Raw genomic sequence first — 16,822 nt, 5'->3', positions numbered from 1 at the left:
CACAGTGTTAATTTATCGTTAACGAGCAAAAACGAGAAATATCGAACTTAAAATGTGTGTGACGCGTCAACAAAATGAGCGATAACGCGCCATTAAGTGTGCGTTAGCGTTTACAGGCCAGGATGGGACGAAGCATTCCATTAACTAAAGTGTTAACAATTTAGGGGTATATGACGCGAACGCACCAGGAGGAGGCTGAAAAGTGTTGCAAACCGCAATCTGCGCGGTCTGCCGCTGGACAGGGAGGGCGGGGCTCCATACAATCGACACCAGGTGTTGTGCGCGTTTATGTCAAGCGTCGCCTTGCAAATTCAGGAGAGGTAGCATTATGTCGTTAGAAGTGTTTGAGAAACTGGAATCGAAAGTACAGCAGGCGATTGATACCATCACCCTGCTGCAGATGGAAATCGAAGAGCTGAAAGAAAAAAACAACGCGCTGTCGCAGGAAATTCAGACTGCCCAGCACGGTCGCGAAGAGCTGGAGCGTGAAAACCACCACCTGCGCGAACAGCAGACTGGCTGGCAGGATCGTCTGCATGCTCTGCTGGGACGTATGGAAGAGGTCTAGTTCCCGTCGTCTTTCACGTCGTAGCGGCGTTGGCTGCACGCATTCACCCCAGTCACATAGATATCTATGTTTCTGGGGATTCATTTGCTTGCCGCCTTGCTACATCGCGAAAGCTATAGGGAATAAGCAGAATTTGTAGGCCGGGTAAGGCGAAGCCGCCACCCGGCTTTTTATTACTCGATATCCAGCGGATCTTCAGACAGGATAATGCCGGTGTTATCGGCATACAGATGGTCGCCGGAGAAGAACGTCACCCCGCCGAAATTGACGCGCACGTCGCTTTCGCCAATGCCATCACCTGCGGCACCCACCGGAATAGCGGCAATGGCCTGAATGCCGATGTCCAGCTCTTCGAGGTCATCTACCTGGCGCACCGCGCCATAGACCACCATGCCTTCCCATTCGTTTTGCGTGGCGAGACGGGCAAGTTCTGCATCGATTAATGCGCGACGCACGGAGCCGCCGCCGTCGATCAGCAGGATGCGACCACGGCCGTTCTGTTCGAACAGATCGTACAGCAACCCGTTGTCCTCAAAACATTTCACCGTGATGATCTGTCCGCCAAACGACGACCGTCCTCCAAAGTTGGAAAACAGCGGTTCTACGACGTTAACATCTTCCTGGTAGATGTCACAAAGCTCAGAGGTATCGTATTTCATAGGCTTAAGGTTCAGTTGCTGCGAGTGATTTCAGTATATCGCGCGAAACGCATTGTTGGCAAAATCATCAATTGTTAATTGATATTTGTCAGCTAACGTAGCGTCTGGCTAAGCACAATCCCAATCACGAACAACAGGTTAGTCAGTAACGCCCCTTTTACCGTGCGTTCCAGCATTGGCGGCATCGCCGAGGCGCTCTGCTCGCGCATGACGAAACGCGCCTGTTTGACCAGCAGCGGCGTGGCAAGCACAAACAGCCAGCCCCAGACGCTGTGCAGCGATATCAGGTTAAACAGCGCCAGACAGAGCAAGGCGCCCATCAGCAGGCAGGCGTGATAGCGGCGCGCATTCACCGGCCCCAGACGCACCGCCAGGGTGTTTTTCCCGTTCAGCCGATCGCTGTCGATATCGCGCAGGTTGTTAATATTCAGCACCGCCGTCGCCAGCATGCCGCAGGCGGTGGCCGGCAGGACCAGAGCAGGGATCAGCGTATGCGCCTGCAGATACCAGCTGCCCATCACGCTCAGCCAGCCGAAGAATACCAGCACCGAAATATCGCCCAGCCCGATGTAACCGTAAGGGCGAGTGCCGACGGTATAGGTGATCGCCGCGATAATCGCCAGCAGACCCAACACCAGGAAGCCAACCGCATCCGCCGGGGTTTTACAGGCCACCAGCACCAGCGCAATCCCGGAAAGACAAATCAGCACCACGGTGATAATCAGCGCTTTCTTCATCTGCGCCTGGGTGATCACCCCTTTCTGCATCCCGCGCAAGGGCCCGATACGGTCGGGCTTATCGCTACCTTTGACGGCATCGCCATAATCGTTGGCAAGATTGGAGAGGATTTGCAGTAGCCCGGCGGTGATCAGCGCCAGCGCCGCCACAAGGGGATCGAAATGTCCCTGCCACCACGCGAGGGCCGTACCCACCACAATGGCGGCGAAGGCGAGAGGAAGGGTTTTAGGACGCAGGCTTTCCAGCCAGGCACGCGTACGGCTGATTTCTGTCATAGGATTATTAGCCAATAAAAATGGGGCTTTTCAGCCCCATCATCAGTGATGAAAATGCAATGACCGCGATTATAAGATAAAACGGCTCAGATCTTCATCTGCTACTAAAGCATCAAGGTGCTTACTCACATAGTCAGCATCGATGGTAATGCTTTGACCATTCAGGTCGCTCGCATCATAAGAGATGTCTTCCATCAGGCGTTCCAGCACGGTGTGCAGACGACGCGCACCGATGTTTTCGGTGGTTTCGTTAACCTGCCATGCCGCCTGGGCGATACGCTTGATACCGTCTTCGGTGAACTCAATGTTCACGCCTTCAGTGGCCATCAGCGCTTTGTACTGCACGGTGATAGAGGCGTTTGGCTCGGTCAGGATGCGCTCGAAGTCTTCGGTAGTCAGCGCCTGCAGCTCAACGCGAATTGGCAGACGACCCTGCAGCTCCGGGATCAGATCAGACGGCTTCGCCACCTGGAATGCACCAGAAGCGATAAACAGGATGTGGTCGGTTTTCACCATGCCATGCTTGGTGGAGACGGTGCAGCCTTCAACCAGCGGCAGCAGGTCACGCTGTACGCCTTCACGGGAGACATCCGGACCGTTGGATTCACCGCGCTTACAGATTTTATCGATCTCATCGATAAACACGATACCGTGCTGTTCAACGGCGTCGATGGCGTCCTGCTTCAGCTCTTCCGGGTTCACCAGTTTCGCCGCTTCTTCTTCAATCAGCAGCTTCATCGCGTCTTTGATTTTCAGCTTACGCGGCTTCTGCTTCTGCCCGCCCAGGTTCTGGAACATGGACTGCAGCTGGCTGGTCATCTCTTCCATGCCCGGAGGTGACATGATTTCCACGCCCATCGGCGCAGCGGCGAGATCGATCTCAATCTCTTTGTCATCCAGCTGGCCTTCACGCAGTTTTTTGCGGAACGCCTGGCGTGCAGCGGACGGCTCAGCAGGTTGTTCGTTCTGGCCCCAGTTATTTTTCGCCGGTGGGATCAGCACATCCAGGATGCGCTCTTCCGCCATCTCTTCGGCGCGATAGCGGTTTTTCTCGATGGACTGGACGCGCACCATTTTAATCGCAGAATCGGTCAGATCGCGGATGATAGAGTCCACTTCTTTACCGACATAACCTACTTCGGTGAACTTGGTCGCTTCGACTTTGATGAACGGCGCATTAGCCAGTTTCGCCAGACGACGGGCGATCTCGGTTTTACCGACACCGGTCGGGCCGATCATCAGAATGTTTTTCGGTGTGACTTCGTGGCGCAGCAATTCATCCAGCTGCATACGACGCCAGCGGTTACGCAGGGCAATTGCCACCGAACGCTTGGCGTTATCCTGGCCGATAATGTGTTTGTTCAGTTCGCTGACAATTTCGCGTGGGGTCATTTCAGACATGGGAGATCCTTACGCTTTTGAGTTCAATTCTTCGATGGTATGGAAGTGGTTGGTGTAGATGCAGATATCGCCTGCAATACCCAACGCCTTCTCGGCAATTTCACGAGCGCTCAGCTCGGTGTTTTCCAGTAACGCGCGCGCAGCGGCCTGGGCGTACGGGCCGCCGGAGCCGATCGCAATCAGATCGTTTTCTGGCTGCACCACGTCACCGTTACCGGTGATGATCAGCGAGGCATTTTCATCGGCCACCGCCAGCAGCGCTTCAAGCTTGCGCAGCATACGGTCGGTACGCCAGTCTTTCGCCAGCTCAACGGCGGCTTTCACCAGATGGCCCTGATGCATTTCCAGTTTGCGTTCAAACAGTTCAAACAGCGTGAAGGCGTCAGCAGTACCGCCTGCAAAACCGGCGATCACTTTGTCGTTATACAGACGACGCACTTTTTTCACGTTGCCTTTCATGACGGTATTACCCAGTGTGGCCTGGCCATCACCGGCAATCACCACCTGGCCGTTACGGCGTACACTTACTATTGTTGTCACGAGCAGACCCCCTGGTTACAAAATCGGGAAACAGAAGCCCTGAGCCAGTGCTCAGGGCTGAATAGAATGATAGATGGGGGGGATTTTGGGGGTTTCAACCCCCGGAGGCGAGTCGAATGCAGTTTGTGTGACCTGCCATCTTCAGACGAGAGATGGTGCCATCGGCATTGTCTTTGCCTTTGACCGGGCCAATCACCACGCGATTCCAGCCGTTGTTGGTGGTGATGCGTGAATCAAAACCTTCGAAAGCCAGCTGCGCACGCACGGTTTCTGCCTGCTCTGCGCCTTTGAAGGAGCCGCACTGCACCATCCAGCGGCGTTCGTCTTTCTTCTCAGCCGTCGGCTTTGGCGCCTCGGTCTCTCTGGTGATCGGCGCGGCCTGCTGCGTTTTCGGCGCCTGGGCGGTGGTATGCGCCGGGGTCTGCAACAGATCCTGATACGGCTGATTTTGCTTAGACGGCTGCGCTTTTGGCTGCTGAACCGGCTGAGTCTGGGCGGTACGCGATTGTTCCGTCACGCGCGGTTGCGTTTTCGGCTGCTGTACCGTCTGGCTCTGCGCCCACTGCTGTTGTTGTTGCTGTTGCTGTTGCTGCTGAGCTTGTTGCTGTGCCTGGCGCTGACGCTGTAACTGCAGCGTTTGCTGGCGCTGTGCTGGCGTCTGCTCATTCCACGGCACTTCGTTGAGCTGGGTAGGCTGCTGGCGCATATCGGCCTGCATCTGTGCCAGCAGCTGACGCTGTTCGTTGGTTAACTGGGTAGGATCTTTCACCTCGCCACCGGCAGACGGTTCTGTCGGCGCACGCACGCCCGGCTGGCGGCTCTCAAGCTCTTTAATATAGCGCCAGCGCTCTTCCGGTTTCGGCGGTAAGCCATTGCCGACAACTTTATTGCCCTGCAGCGCTTCTGCTTCTTCTTTTTTATGGTGCGTAATGAACCAGAGGCCGCCGATGAATGCCACCAGTACTGCCGCCGCAATCGCGACCATGGCAGGCGAGACCGCAGGCATGCTGCGTTGCGGTTTCCGTGAGCTACTCTTTTTGCGTCGCGAAGGTGCCGGCTGGCCGCGACGTACATAATCTCGTTGTGCCACTATCGTTTCGCTGTATTTATTCGTTTGTCAGCCCGTCATGTTACTTAAGCGACGGGCCTTTGACCAGATGAGGACGTCTGAAAGGCGGCGGCTTTACGTTAGCGCCTGGGTTGAACCGCGAACAATCAATTCACAGTCCAGTAAACGGGAGCCGCTGCTGACCGTTTGACCGTTCAGTTGATCCAGCAACAACAGCATCGCTTCCCGGCCAATCTCATAGCGCGGCTGCGCCACGGTCGTGAGCGGTGGATCGCAAAACTCAGACAGGGAAATGTTATCGAAGCCAATGATGGAGAGATCTTTCGGCACATTCAGGCCATGGCGCTTGGCATACGAGAGCGCGCCCAACGCCATCACGTCGCTGTGACAGAACACTGCGGTTGGCGGCTGTGGCAGCGAGAGCAGTTTTTCCAGCGCCAGCCCGCCTGCGGCATAGGTAAAATCGCCCCGGGCTATGTAGTGCGGATCGACCGTCGCCCCGGTACGGCGCAGCGCCTGAACGTAACCCTGCAGGCGATAATGGCACAGCGGCATCTCTTCCGGCCCGGCGATACAGCCGATGCGCTTATGGCCCAGCTCCTGCAGATAGTTCACGGCATTAAACGCGGCGGTGAGGTTGTCGATGTGAACGGTAGGCAGTTCCAGCTCAGGGGCGAATTCGTTGGCCATCACCATCGGCGGCAGATTGCGCTGCTCTTCAATGCTGGCATCGAAGGGCAGACGTGAGCCGAGCAGCAGCATGCCGTCGATCTGCTTGGTAATAATCAGGTCGATGAAGGTTTTTTCCTGCTGATTCTGGTGCGCGCAGTCGCCAATCAGCACCAGGTAGCCCTGTGCCGCGGCGGTCACTTCGATGCCGCGGATAATTTCGCTGAAAAAGGGATCGCAGATGTCGGGCACAATGACCAGGATGGTGCGGGATTCGTTACGTTTGACGTTACGTCCCATCGCCTGGGGCAGATAACCGACCTCCAGTGCAGCCTGCTCAACACGATTACGTGTGGTCTGAGAGACTTTATCGGGATTCATTAAGGCTCGGGATACCGTTGCCGTTGAGACTTTTGCTTTCAGGGCAACATCTTTCATGGTCGCTGAGGCGACCTCTTTCCTGGACTTCAACCTCTTCTCCTCGCCGGCGTATCACCGCTCTTCTGACTGAGTCAGTTTTATCAGATTGCGAATGGAAGCGGTTACAGAATTTTCATAAAAAGTGTGAGGCATGTTTAATTTTTCGATCCGCCTCCCACCATTTTTTAGCTTTCGATAGGATCGACGTCCAGCACCCACTTCACTTTGCGCGCTTCTGGCAGCGTGTTAATTAACGCTAACGTTCCGCTGACGATATGCTGCAGGCGGATTCGGGAAGGGTGTTGCAGCAGAATTTGCCAGCGATAGCGCCCGCCACGTTTCGGGGCCAGCGCCGGAACCGGACCTAAAATCCACAGCTGATTATCCACCAGCGGGCTGGCCTGCAGCAGGTTGCGCAGCTGCTGGAGGAACAGCGGGGCCTGCTGGTTGTTGTGATCCTCGGCGCGGATAATCACATGGCTGGTCCACGGCGGGAGCTGCAGAGTCTGGCGTTCGGCCAGCGCCTGCTCGGCAAAGGCGTCGTAGCCTTTATGCAGTAGGGTTTGCAACAGCGGGTGTTCGGGATGGTGGGTTTGCAGCACCACCTCGCCCTGCTTACCTGCACGCCCGGCGCGGCCTGCCACCTGGGTGTAGAGCTGGGCAAAGCGCTCTGCGGAACGGAAATCCGCCGAGAACAGCGCGCCGTCAACGTCCAGCAGCGCCACCAGGGTGACATCCGGAAAGTGATGCCCTTTCGCCAGCATCTGGGTGCCAATCAGAATGCGCGCGCCGCCGCGATGGACTTCTGCCAGCTGCTGCTCAAGTGCCCCCTTGCGGCTGGTGGTGTCGCGGTCGATACGCGAGATCGCCACGCCGGGGAAGAAGGGTGTTAACGCCTGTTCCAGCTGCTCGGTGCCCAGCCCGACCGGCACCATATGCGTCGAGCCGCAGGAGGGACACTGACGTGGGATCGGGCGCTGGCTGTCGCAGTGGTGGCAGCGCAGGTGGTGCTGGGCCTGATGCAGGGTGTAGTAGTGATCGCAGCGCGGGCATTCGGCTATCCAGCCGCAGTCATGGCACAGCAGCGCCGGGGCAAAGCCGCGACGGTTGAGAAACAGGATCACCTGGTTGTTGGCCTGCAGATGCTGACGCATGCGGGTAATCAACGCCGGGGCTAATCCCGCCTGCACCTGCTGACCTTTCAGATCCAACACATGCTGCACGGCGGGACGCGCATTCCCCGCCCGGCGCGTCAGGCGCAGCATATGGTATTTGCGCTGGCGCACGTTGTGCAGCGTCTCCAGCGCCGGGGTAGCCGAGCCGAGAATAATCGGGATCTGCTCGCTGTGGGCGCGGTACACCGCCAGGTCGCGGGCGTGATAGCGCCAGCCTTCCTGCTGTTTATAGGAGCTGTCGTGCTCTTCGTCGATAACGATCACGCCCAGATTCTTAAACGGGGTGAACAGGGAGGACCGGGTGCCAATCACAATCGCCGCTTCGCCGTTTCGGGCTTTCAGCCAGGCGCTGAGGCGCTCGCTGTCGTTTAAACCGGAGTGCAGCACCTCCACCGGGGCGTTAAACCGCTCGCGAAAACGGGCGATGGTCTGTGGGGTGAGGCCGATTTCCGGGACCATCACCAGGGCCTGCTTCCCCTGCGCCAGCACGTTTTCCAGCACGCTCAGATAAACTTCGGTCTTACCGGAGCCGGTAACGCCCGCCAGCAGCCAGGCCGAGAAGCGATCGGACGCGCTGTGGATCGCCCCGACGGCGGTGGCCTGTTCGGTATTGAGACGCAGGCGGTCACCCGCCACGCTAAAGCCGTCGCGCCAGTCGACCAGGGCCGGGGCTTCGCAGGCCAGCTCGCTCAGCCCCTTTTTGCGCAAGCTCTGCAGCGCCGCGTCGTTAAAATCGAGGCTCTCGACCTGATGACGCCAGATCCGGCCCTGGCGTAATGCCGCCAGGGCTTGCTGCTGTTTCGGGGAGCGTTTCAGGTTGTTGATATCCACCGCCTGGCCCTGCTCGGTGGCAAACCAGTACCACATCGGCGCGTGGCTGGCGTTTTTGCCCTGCCGCAGCAGAATGGGTAAGGCGTGGAACAGCACGTCGCCAATGGGATGGTGATAGTAGTCGGCGGCCCACAGCAGCAGGCGCCAGACGCTGGAGGAGAAGACCGGCTCGTCGTCCAGCACCTCCACCACGCTTTTCAGTTCCGCGAGGGGCAGCTCACTTTGCTGGCTCACGGAAACCACAATGCCTATCCGCTGCTGTTTGCCAAACGGCACCGTCACGCGACAGCCCGCTTTGGCCTGCATGTTATCTGGCAGCAGGTAATCAAAGGTACGGGGAAGCGGAACGGGCAGGGCAACGTGAGCAACGGGCATCGAATCTTCCTGACTTGAAAAGTGGCGCGTTAGTATACACATTAGTGAAAGGCGGCGGGCGGATCAGTTTGCATACCCTGGTTAAATTCTGTATGATTCGCCGCCTTTGGTGCACTTTGCATCAAAGAACTTACATTCAACATCGCGTGGTGTCTGGCGTTAGGGCTGGAAGAGCGACGCGGCCTTAACTGAGGTTCTCCCCATGAAAAAAGATATCCATCCTAAATACGAAATGATTACTGCTAACTGTTCTTGCGGTAACTCTATCCAGATCCGCTCCACCGTGGGTCACGATCTGAACCTGGACGTGTGCGGCAAATGCCACCCGTTCTACACTGGTAAGCAGCGTGATGTTGCAACCGGTGGCCGTGTTGACCGCTTCAACAAGCGTTTCAGCATCCCGGGCGCGAAATAAGCATCCCGAAAAAAAAGCGCCGCAAGGCGCTTTTTTTATATCTGTAAATCAGTATTCCCACGTATCCGGGTCGATACCCAGCTCACGCATGATCACCTTCGCCTCTTCCGGAATTTCATCACTACGCTCTTTGCGCAGGTCTTCATCGTTCGGCAACGGTTGACCGGTAAACGCGTGCAGGAACGCTTCGCACAGCAGTTCGCTGTTGGTAGCGTGACGCAGGTTATTCACCTGACGACGCGTGCGTTCATCGGTGAGGATCTTTAACACCTTCAGAGGAATGGAAACCGTAATTTTCTTTACTTGTTCACTCTTCTTACCGTGCTCAGCGTATGGGCTGATATATTCGCCGCTCCATTCAGCCATGAGATACCTTTAATCCTCTCTGTCATTAATATGAGGCCGACACCGCAGCGGTTCGCCGGGTTTCGCGCCATAATCTTGCGTAGTTTACCGTAGAGACGCCACCGTGACACGGATATTGCCTCTGGGTTATGCGCTAAAGCATGTAATTTTAACGGCTATTTGCGTATTGCTCAATCTATACGCAAAGAAGTTTAGATGTCCAGATGTATTGACGTCCATATAATCAATGTTTACTCTGGGGCCTGACTTTTCATCCATTAAGCCAGGAAGCCTTCACCATGACGCGTAAACAGGCCACCATCGCAGTGCGTAGCGGATTGAATGATGACGAACAGTACGGCTGCGTTGTCCCGCCGATTCATCTCTCCAGTACCTATAACTTCACCGGATTTAATGAACCACGCGCCCATGACTACTCGCGCCGTGGCAACCCGACGCGTGATGTCACCCAGCGTGCGCTGGCGGAACTGGAAGGTGGCGCAGGCGCGGTGATGACCAATACCGGCATGTCGGCCATTCATCTGGTGACCACCGTGTTCCTGAAGCCTGGCGATCTGCTGGTGGCCCCGCACGACTGCTATGGCGGCAGCTACCGTCTGTTCGACAGCCTGGCGAAGCGCGGTTGCTATCGCGTGCTGTTTGTCGATCAGGGTGATGAGCAGGCGCTGAAACAGGCGCTGGCAGAAAAACCGAAGCTGGTTTTAGTCGAAAGTCCAAGCAATCCACTGCTGCGCGTGGTGGACATTGCAAAAATTTGTCAGCTTTCGAGGGATGCGGGAGCGATAAGTGTAGTGGATAATACCTTCCTCAGTCCGGCGCTGCAGAACCCGTTGGCACTGGGAGCCGATCTGGTATTGCATTCATGCACCAAATACCTGAACGGCCACTCCGACGTGGTGGCCGGGGTGGTGATTGCCAAAGATCCGGCGCTTGTCACCGAACTGGCATGGTGGGCGAATAATATCGGCGTCACCGGCAGCGCGTTTGACAGCTACCTGCTGCTGCGCGGGCTGCGTACCCTGTCGCCGCGTATGGATGTGGCGCAGCGTAACGCCCAGGCGATTGTCGATTTCCTGAAGACCCAGCCGCTGGTGAAAAAGCTCTATCACCCGTCGCTGCCGGAGAATCAGGGGCACGAGATTGCCGCGCGTCAACAAAAGGGTTTTGGCGCGATGTTAAGTTTTGAACTGGATGGCGATGAGCAGACGCTGCGTCGCTTCCTGAGCGGGTTGTCACTGTTTACGCTGGCGGAATCATTAGGGGGAGTCGAAAGCTTAATCTCCCACGCCGCAACAATGACCCACGCGGGCATGGCGCCAGAAGCGCGTGCCGCCGCCGGGATCTCTGAGACGCTGTTACGCATCTCAACCGGTATTGAAGATGGTGAAGATTTAATTGCCGATCTGGAAAATGGCTTCCGGGTCGCAACCAAGGGGTAATCATGAGTGTGATAGCGCAGGCAGGGGCGAAGGGTCGCCAGCTGCACAAGTTTGGTGGTAGTAGTCTGGCTGATGTGAAATGTTACCTGCGGGTCGCGGGGATCATGTCAGAGTATTCGATGCCGGGGGACATGATGGTTGTCTCCGCCGCGGGCAGCACCACCAACCAGTTGATTAGCTGGCTGAAGTTAAGCCAGACCGATCGTCTCTCTGCGCATCAGGTTCAACAAGCGTTACGCCGTTACCAGAGTGAACTGATCGCCGGCTTATTGCCTGCCGACGTGGCCGATGGCCTGATCAGCACCTTTATCCAGGATCTGGAGCGCCTGGCCGGGTTACTCGACAGCGGCGTGACCGACGCGGTCTATGCCGAAGTGGTGGGCCACGGTGAAGTGTGGTCGGCCCGGCTGATGGCGGCGGTCCTGCAACAGCAGGGCCTGGACGCAGCCTGGCTCGACGCGCGGGACTTCCTGCGTGCCGAGCGTGGCGCCCAGCCGCAGGTGGATGAAGGTCTCTCTTATCCGCTGCTCCAGCAGCTGCTGGTGCAGCATCCAAATAAACGTATTGTGGTGACCGGCTTTATCAGCCGCAGCAACGCGGGTGAAACCGTGCTGCTGGGACGTAACGGTTCCGACTACTCTGCAACGCAGATTGGTGCCCTGGCGGGCGTATCCCGCGTCACCATCTGGAGCGACGTGGCCGGTGTCTACAGCGCCGACCCGCGCAAGGTGAAAGATGCATGCCTGCTGCCGCTGCTGCGCCTCGACGAAGCCAGCGAGCTGGCCCGTCTGGCGGCCCCGGTGCTGCACGCCCGCACCCTGCAGCCGGTCTCCGGCAGCGATATCGATCTGCAGCTGCGCTGCAGCTACACGCCGGACCAGGGCTCGACCCGCATTGAGCGCGTGCTGGCGTCCGGCACGGGGGCGCGTATCGTCACCAGCCATGACGATATCTGCCTGATCGAATTCCTCGTGCCTGCCGGACATGATTTCAAACAGACGCATAAAGAGATCGACCTGATCCTGAAGCGCGCCCAGGTGCGCCCGCTCGCCGTGGGGGTGCACACTGACCGTCATCTGCTGCAGTTCTGCTACACCGCAGAAGTGGCCGACAGCGCGCTGAAAATTCTCGATGAAGCGGGCCTGCCGGGCGAGCTTCGTCTGCGTCAGGGGCTGGCGCTGATCGCGATGGTCGGGGCGGGCGTCACCCGTAACCCGCTGCACTGCCACCGCTTCTGGCAGCAGTTGAAAGGTCAGCCGGTAGAGTTTACCTGGCAGTCGGAAGAGGGCATCAGCCTGGTGGCGGTCATGCGCACCGGGCCAACCGAGAGCCTGATTCAGGGTCTGCACCAGTCGCTGTTCCGCGCTGAAAAACGTATCGGTCTGGTACTGTTCGGGAAAGGCAACATCGGTTCCCGCTGGCTGGAGCTGTTTGCCCGCGAGCAGACCACGCTCTCGGCGCGTACCGGCTTTGAGTTTGTGCTGGCAGGCGTTGTCGACAGTCGCCGCAGCCTGCTCAGCTATGAAGGGCTGGACGCCAGCCGCGCGCTGGCCTTCTTTAACGATGAAGCCATTGAGCAGGATGAAGAGTCGCTGTTCCTGTGGATGCGTGCCCACCCGTACGATGACCTGGTGGTGCTGGATGTGACCGCCAGCGAACAGCTCGCCAATCAGTATCTCGATTTCGCCAGCCACGGTTTCCACGTTATCAGCGCCAACAAACTGGCGGGCGCCAGCAATACCCGCAACTATCGCCAGATCCACGACGCCTTTGAAAAAACGGGCCGTCACTGGCTGTATAACGCCACCGTCGGGGCCGGTTTACCAGTGAACCACACCGTGCGCGATCTGATCGAAAGCGGCGACAGCATTCTGGCCATCAGCGGTATCTTCTCCGGCACCCTGTCGTGGCTGTTCCTGCAGTTTGATGGCACCGTGCCGTTTACCGACCTGGTGGACCAGGCGTGGCAGCAGGGGCTGACCGAGCCCGACCCGCGCGTTGACCTCTCCGGTAAAGACGTGATGCGTAAGCTGGTGATTGTGGCGCGTGAAGCGGGCTACGATATCGAGCCGGGTCAGGTGCGCGTGGAGTCGCTGGTGCCGACGGACTGTGAAGAGGGGTCTGTGGATTACTTCTTTGAGAACGGTGATGCCCTGAACGAGCAGATGCTACAGCGCCTGGAAGCGGCCCGCGAAATGGGCCTGGTTCTGCGCTACGTGGCGCGTTTCGATGCCAATGGCAAAGCCCGCGTCGGGGTTGAAGCCGTCCGCCCGGAACATCCGCTGGCGGCGCTGCTGCCGTGCGATAACGTCTTCGCCATCGAAAGCCGCTGGTATCGCGATAACCCGCTGGTGATCCGTGGTCCAGGTGCGGGCCGTGACGTCACCGCCGGGGCAATCCAGTCAGATATCAACCGTCTGGCACAGCTGCTGTAATCCATATGTTTTCCCCCTCTCCCCACAGGGGAGAGGGAATAGTCGCCTCATCCTGAACCTTTTTCATCTTCCCTGAGCATTCCTCACCGTCAATGATGATATTTTCAGTTGACGCCAGTCGGCTTTTCCGTCATTTTTACATCTGGACGTCTAAACGTATAGAAGTTCGAACACAACAAAACAACGACACGCGATTGATGAGGTAAGGTATGAGCTTTTTTCACGCCAACCAGCGGGAAGCCCTGAATCAGAGCCTGGCTGAAGTAAACGGCCAGATTAACGTCTCTTTTGAATTTTTCCCGCCGCGCACCAGTGAAATGGAGCAGACCCTGTGGGCCTCTATCGATCGCCTGAGCAGCCTGAAGCCGAAATTCGTTTCGGTGACCTACGGTGCCAACTCCGGCGAGCGCGACCGTACGCACAGCATCATTAAAGGCATTAAGGATCGTACCGGTCTGGAAGCCGCGCCGCATCTGACCTGTATCGATGCCACCCGCGACGAACTGCGCACCATTGCCCAGGATTACTGGAACAACGGCATCCGCCATATCGTGGCCCTGCGTGGCGACCTGCCGCCGGGCAGCGGTAAGCCGGATATGTACGCGACCGATCTGGTGGCGCTGCTGAAAGAGGTGGGGGACTTCGACATCTCCGTGGCGGCTTACCCGGAAGTGCATCCGGAAGCGAAAAGCGCCCAGGCGGATCTGCTCAACCTGAAACGTAAAGTGGATGCCGGTGCCAACCGTGCCATCACCCAGTTCTTCTTTGATGTCGAAAGCTACCTGCGCTTCCGTGACCGCTGCGTCTCCGCCGGTATCGATGTTGAAATTATTCCGGGTATTCTGCCGGTCTCCAACTTCAAGCAGGCGAAGAAATTTGCCGACATGACCAACGTGCGCATCCCGCTGTGGATGGCGAAGATGTATGAAGGTCTGGACGATGACGCCGAAACCCGCAAGCTGGTGGGGGCCAATATTGCCATGGACATGGTGAAGATTTTAAGCCGCGAAGGGGTGAAAGATTTCCATTTCTATACCCTTAACCGCGCCGAAATGAGCTACGCGATCTGCCATACGCTGGGGGTTCGCCCGGGTCTGTAACGATGAAGCCCTCACAATGATGAGGGCTTTTATATTTCAGGCAGATATCGACGGTATTAACTATCAAATCTGTGGATGGTTTCAATTATCTCTTGTTGCCGGTGGTGTATATCCTAACGATAAAACCATAGAGGGAGCAGAGCGATGAGTACGTCCGACGAGAACCAAACTTCAGGTAAGTGTCCTTTCCATCAGGGCAGTTATGACAAGAGCGCAGGTGCCGGCACCAACAGCCGGGACTGGTGGCCCAAACAGCTTCGTATCGACCTTCTCAACCAGCATTCCGAACGTTCCAACCCGCTAGGCAAAGATTTTAACTACCGCAAAGAATTCAGCAAGTTAGATTACTCTGCTCTGAAAGGCGATCTGAAAGCCCTGCTGACCGATTCCCAGCCGTGGTGGCCTGCAGACTGGGGTAGCTACGCCGGTCTGTTCATCCGTATGGCGTGGCACGGCGCCGGGACCTATCGCTCCGTAGACGGGCGTGGCGGTGCGGGCCGGGGCCAACAGCGTTTCTCTCCCCTTAACTCCTGGCCGGATAACGTCAGCCTCGATAAGGCGCGTCGTCTGCTGTGGCCGATCAAACAAAAATATGGCCAGAAAATCTCCTGGGCCGACCTGTTTATTCTTGCCGGTAACGTGGCGCTGGAGAACTCTGGCTTCCGTACCTTTGGCTTTGGTGCCGGGCGTGAAGATGTCTGGGAACCGGATCTCGATGTGAACTGGGGTGATGAGAAAGCCTGGCTTGAGCACCGCCATCCGGAAAGCCTGGCGAAAAGTGCCGTTGGTGCCACCGAGATGGGGCTGATCTACGTCAACCCGGAAGGGCCAAATGCCAGCGGTGAACCACTGTCTGCGGCGGCGGCGATCCGCGCCACCTTCGGCAACATGGGGATGAACGATGAAGAGACCGTCGCGCTGATCGCCGGGGGTCATACGCTGGGTAAAACCCACGGTGCCGGGGAAGCGACCCATGTGGGTATCGATCCGGAAGGCGGCCCGCTTGAAGCGCAGGGCCTGGGCTGGGCCAGCACCCACGGCAGCGGTTTTGGTGCCGACGCCATTACCTCCGGTCTGGAAGTGATCTGGTCCCAGACGCCGACCCAGTGGAGCAACTACTTCTTTGAGAACCTGTACAAATACGACTGGGTGCAAACCCGCAGTCCGGCAGGTGCTATCCAGTTCGAAGCCTCGAATGCGCCGGAAATCATGCCCGACCCGTTTGACCCGTCGAAGAAACGCAAACCGACCATGCTGGTTACCGACCTGACGCTGCGTTTCGATCCGGAGTTCGACAAGATTTCCCGTCGTTTCCTCAACGATCCGCAGGCCTTTAACGAAGCCTTCGCCCGGGCGTGGTTCAAACTGACCCACCGCGATATGGGGCCAATTGCGCGTTATATCGGGCCAGAAGTACCGAAAGAAGAGCTGATTTGGCAGGATCCGCTGCCACAGCCGTTCTTCCACCCGACCGCGGAAGATATTCAAAGCCTGAAAGCGGATATTGCGGCTTCCGGGCTGTCGGTCAGCGAGCTGGTGTCGGTGGCATGGGCCTCGGCGTCCACCTTCCGCGGTGGCGATAAGCGTGGCGGGGCCAACGGCGCCCGTCTGGCGCTGGCGCCGCAGCGCAGCTGGGATGTCAACGCCGTGGCCGCGCGCGTGCTGCCGGTGCTGGAAGACATCTATAAATCGGCGCATAAAGCGTCACTGGCGGATATCATCGTGCTGGCGGGTGTGGTGGGCGTTGAGCAGGCGGCCAAAGCCGCTGGTGTGAACATCACCGTGCCGTTTACGCCGGGCCGGGTTGACGCGCGCCAGGATCAGACCGATATCGGCATGTTTACGCTGCTGCAGCCAGTTGCTGATGGTTTCCGTAACTACCGGGCGGCGATCGACGTCTCGACTACCGAATCGCTGCTGATTGATAAAGCGCAGCAACTGACCCTGACCGCGCCAGAGATGACGGTGCTGCTGGGCGGGCTGCGCGTGCTGGGCGCTAACTTCGATGGTGGTAAGAGCGGGGTCTTTACCGATCGCGTGGGCGTACTCAGTACGGACTTCTTCGTCAACCTGCTGGATATGGGCACGCAGTGGAAGGCTACCGATGAATCCAGCGAGCTGTTTGAAGGCCGCGACCGCGTGAGCGGAGACGTGAAGTATCTGGCGAGCCGTGCCGACCTGGTGTTTGGTTCCAACTCCGTGCTGCGCGCCCTGGCCGAGGTTTACGCCAGCAGCGATGCCCACGAGAAGTTCGTGACGGACTTTGTCGCGGCATGGGTGAAAGTGATGAACCTCGACCGGTTTGATCTGCTGTAAACAGGAAAATCCCCGCGCTGGCGGGGATTTT

14 protein-coding genes are annotated in these 16,822 nt (G+C 57.7%); 6 read left to right on the top strand and 8 right to left on the bottom strand.

Going from position 1 to position 16,822, the window contains the following annotated elements; translation table 11 throughout:
- The first annotated feature begins 328 nt into the window (after positions 1-328).
- Entirely contained in the window at positions 329-568 is a 240-nt protein-coding gene (gene zapB / locus G7090_RS23010) for a septal ring assembly protein ZapB (protein ID WP_106995785.1), read from the top strand.
- Between the two features lie 173 nt (positions 569-741).
- Here zapB and rraA read toward each other — a convergent pair whose 3' ends face one another.
- The 7 genes from rraA to priA form a co-directional block, all read right to left on the bottom strand.
- Positions 742-1,227: a ribonuclease E activity regulator RraA gene (gene rraA, locus G7090_RS23005; protein WP_106995786.1), complete on the bottom strand. Its 486-nt coding sequence runs from the start codon at positions 1,225-1,227 to the stop codon at positions 742-744.
- A 92-nt stretch (positions 1,228-1,319) separates the two neighbouring features.
- Positions 1,320-2,240, bottom strand: coding sequence for a 1,4-dihydroxy-2-naphthoate polyprenyltransferase (gene menA, locus G7090_RS23000; RefSeq protein ID WP_166184833.1), 921 nt, complete (start codon positions 2,238-2,240; stop codon positions 1,320-1,322).
- A 69-nt stretch (positions 2,241-2,309) separates the two neighbouring features.
- The gene (gene hslU, locus G7090_RS22995) at positions 2,310-3,641 is read right to left on the bottom strand and encodes an HslU--HslV peptidase ATPase subunit (protein ID WP_106995788.1); all 1,332 of its coding nucleotides are present in this window, start codon (positions 3,639-3,641) and stop codon (positions 2,310-2,312) included.
- Positions 3,642-3,650: 9 nt separating this feature from the next.
- On the bottom strand, positions 3,651-4,181 hold the full coding sequence (gene hslV, locus G7090_RS22990; RefSeq protein WP_090465309.1) for an ATP-dependent protease subunit HslV: 531 nt from the start codon (positions 4,179-4,181) through the stop codon (positions 3,651-3,653).
- Between the two features lie 94 nt (positions 4,182-4,275).
- Positions 4,276-5,271 carry a cell division protein FtsN gene (ftsN, locus tag G7090_RS22985; protein ID WP_166184830.1) on the bottom strand — a complete coding sequence of 332 codons (996 nt, stop codon included), beginning with the start codon at positions 5,269-5,271 and terminating at the stop codon, positions 4,276-4,278.
- Positions 5,272-5,364: 93 nt separating this feature from the next.
- Positions 5,365-6,390 carry a DNA-binding transcriptional regulator CytR gene (gene cytR, locus G7090_RS22980; protein WP_106995790.1) on the bottom strand — a complete coding sequence of 342 codons (1,026 nt, stop codon included), beginning with the start codon at positions 6,388-6,390 and terminating at the stop codon, positions 5,365-5,367.
- Between the two features lie 134 nt (positions 6,391-6,524).
- On the bottom strand, positions 6,525-8,720 hold the full coding sequence (gene priA / locus G7090_RS22975) for a primosomal protein N' (RefSeq protein ID WP_166184827.1): 2,196 nt from the start codon (positions 8,718-8,720) through the stop codon (positions 6,525-6,527).
- 202 nt (positions 8,721-8,922) lie between these two features.
- Here priA and rpmE point away from each other — a divergent pair, with 202 nt between their 5' ends.
- The gene (gene rpmE, locus G7090_RS22970; protein WP_003862040.1) at positions 8,923-9,135 is read left to right on the top strand and encodes a 50S ribosomal protein L31; all 213 of its coding nucleotides are present in this window, start codon (positions 8,923-8,925) and stop codon (positions 9,133-9,135) included.
- Positions 9,136-9,183: 48 nt separating this feature from the next.
- On the opposite strand, the gene metJ is transcribed toward rpmE, so the two are convergent.
- Complete coding sequence (gene metJ / locus G7090_RS22965; protein WP_007369220.1) at positions 9,184-9,501, bottom strand: met regulon transcriptional regulator MetJ; 318 nt, start codon at positions 9,499-9,501, stop codon at positions 9,184-9,186.
- Positions 9,502-9,779: 278 nt separating this feature from the next.
- On the opposite strand from metJ, the gene metB reads away from it, so the two are divergent.
- From metB to katG, 4 genes are all read left to right on the top strand, one after another.
- Positions 9,780-10,940 carry a cystathionine gamma-synthase gene (metB, locus tag G7090_RS22960; RefSeq protein WP_166184824.1) on the top strand — a complete coding sequence of 387 codons (1,161 nt, stop codon included), beginning with the start codon at positions 9,780-9,782 and terminating at the stop codon, positions 10,938-10,940.
- A gap of 2 nt (positions 10,941-10,942) precedes the next feature.
- Positions 10,943-13,375, top strand: a complete 2,433-nt coding sequence (locus G7090_RS22955) for a bifunctional aspartate kinase/homoserine dehydrogenase II (protein WP_166184821.1) — start codon at positions 10,943-10,945, stop codon at positions 13,373-13,375.
- 209 nt (positions 13,376-13,584) lie between these two features.
- Positions 13,585-14,475 (top strand): methylenetetrahydrofolate reductase, encoded by an 891-nt coding sequence (metF, locus tag G7090_RS22950; RefSeq protein WP_106995794.1) that lies wholly within the window; start codon positions 13,585-13,587, stop codon positions 14,473-14,475.
- Between the two features lie 144 nt (positions 14,476-14,619).
- On the top strand, positions 14,620-16,791 hold the full coding sequence (gene katG, locus G7090_RS22945) for a catalase/peroxidase HPI (RefSeq protein ID WP_166184818.1): 2,172 nt from the start codon (positions 14,620-14,622) through the stop codon (positions 16,789-16,791).
- Positions 16,792-16,822: the final 31 nt, after the last annotated feature.

The sequence above is a fragment of the Leclercia sp. 29361 genome, from assembly GCF_011290365.1.
Lineage (GTDB): Bacteria > Pseudomonadota > Gammaproteobacteria > Enterobacterales > Enterobacteriaceae > Enterobacter > Enterobacter tamurae.
The sequence above is the reverse complement of the archived record's forward strand: the minus strand, read 5'-3'. Positions and strand labels throughout refer to the sequence as shown.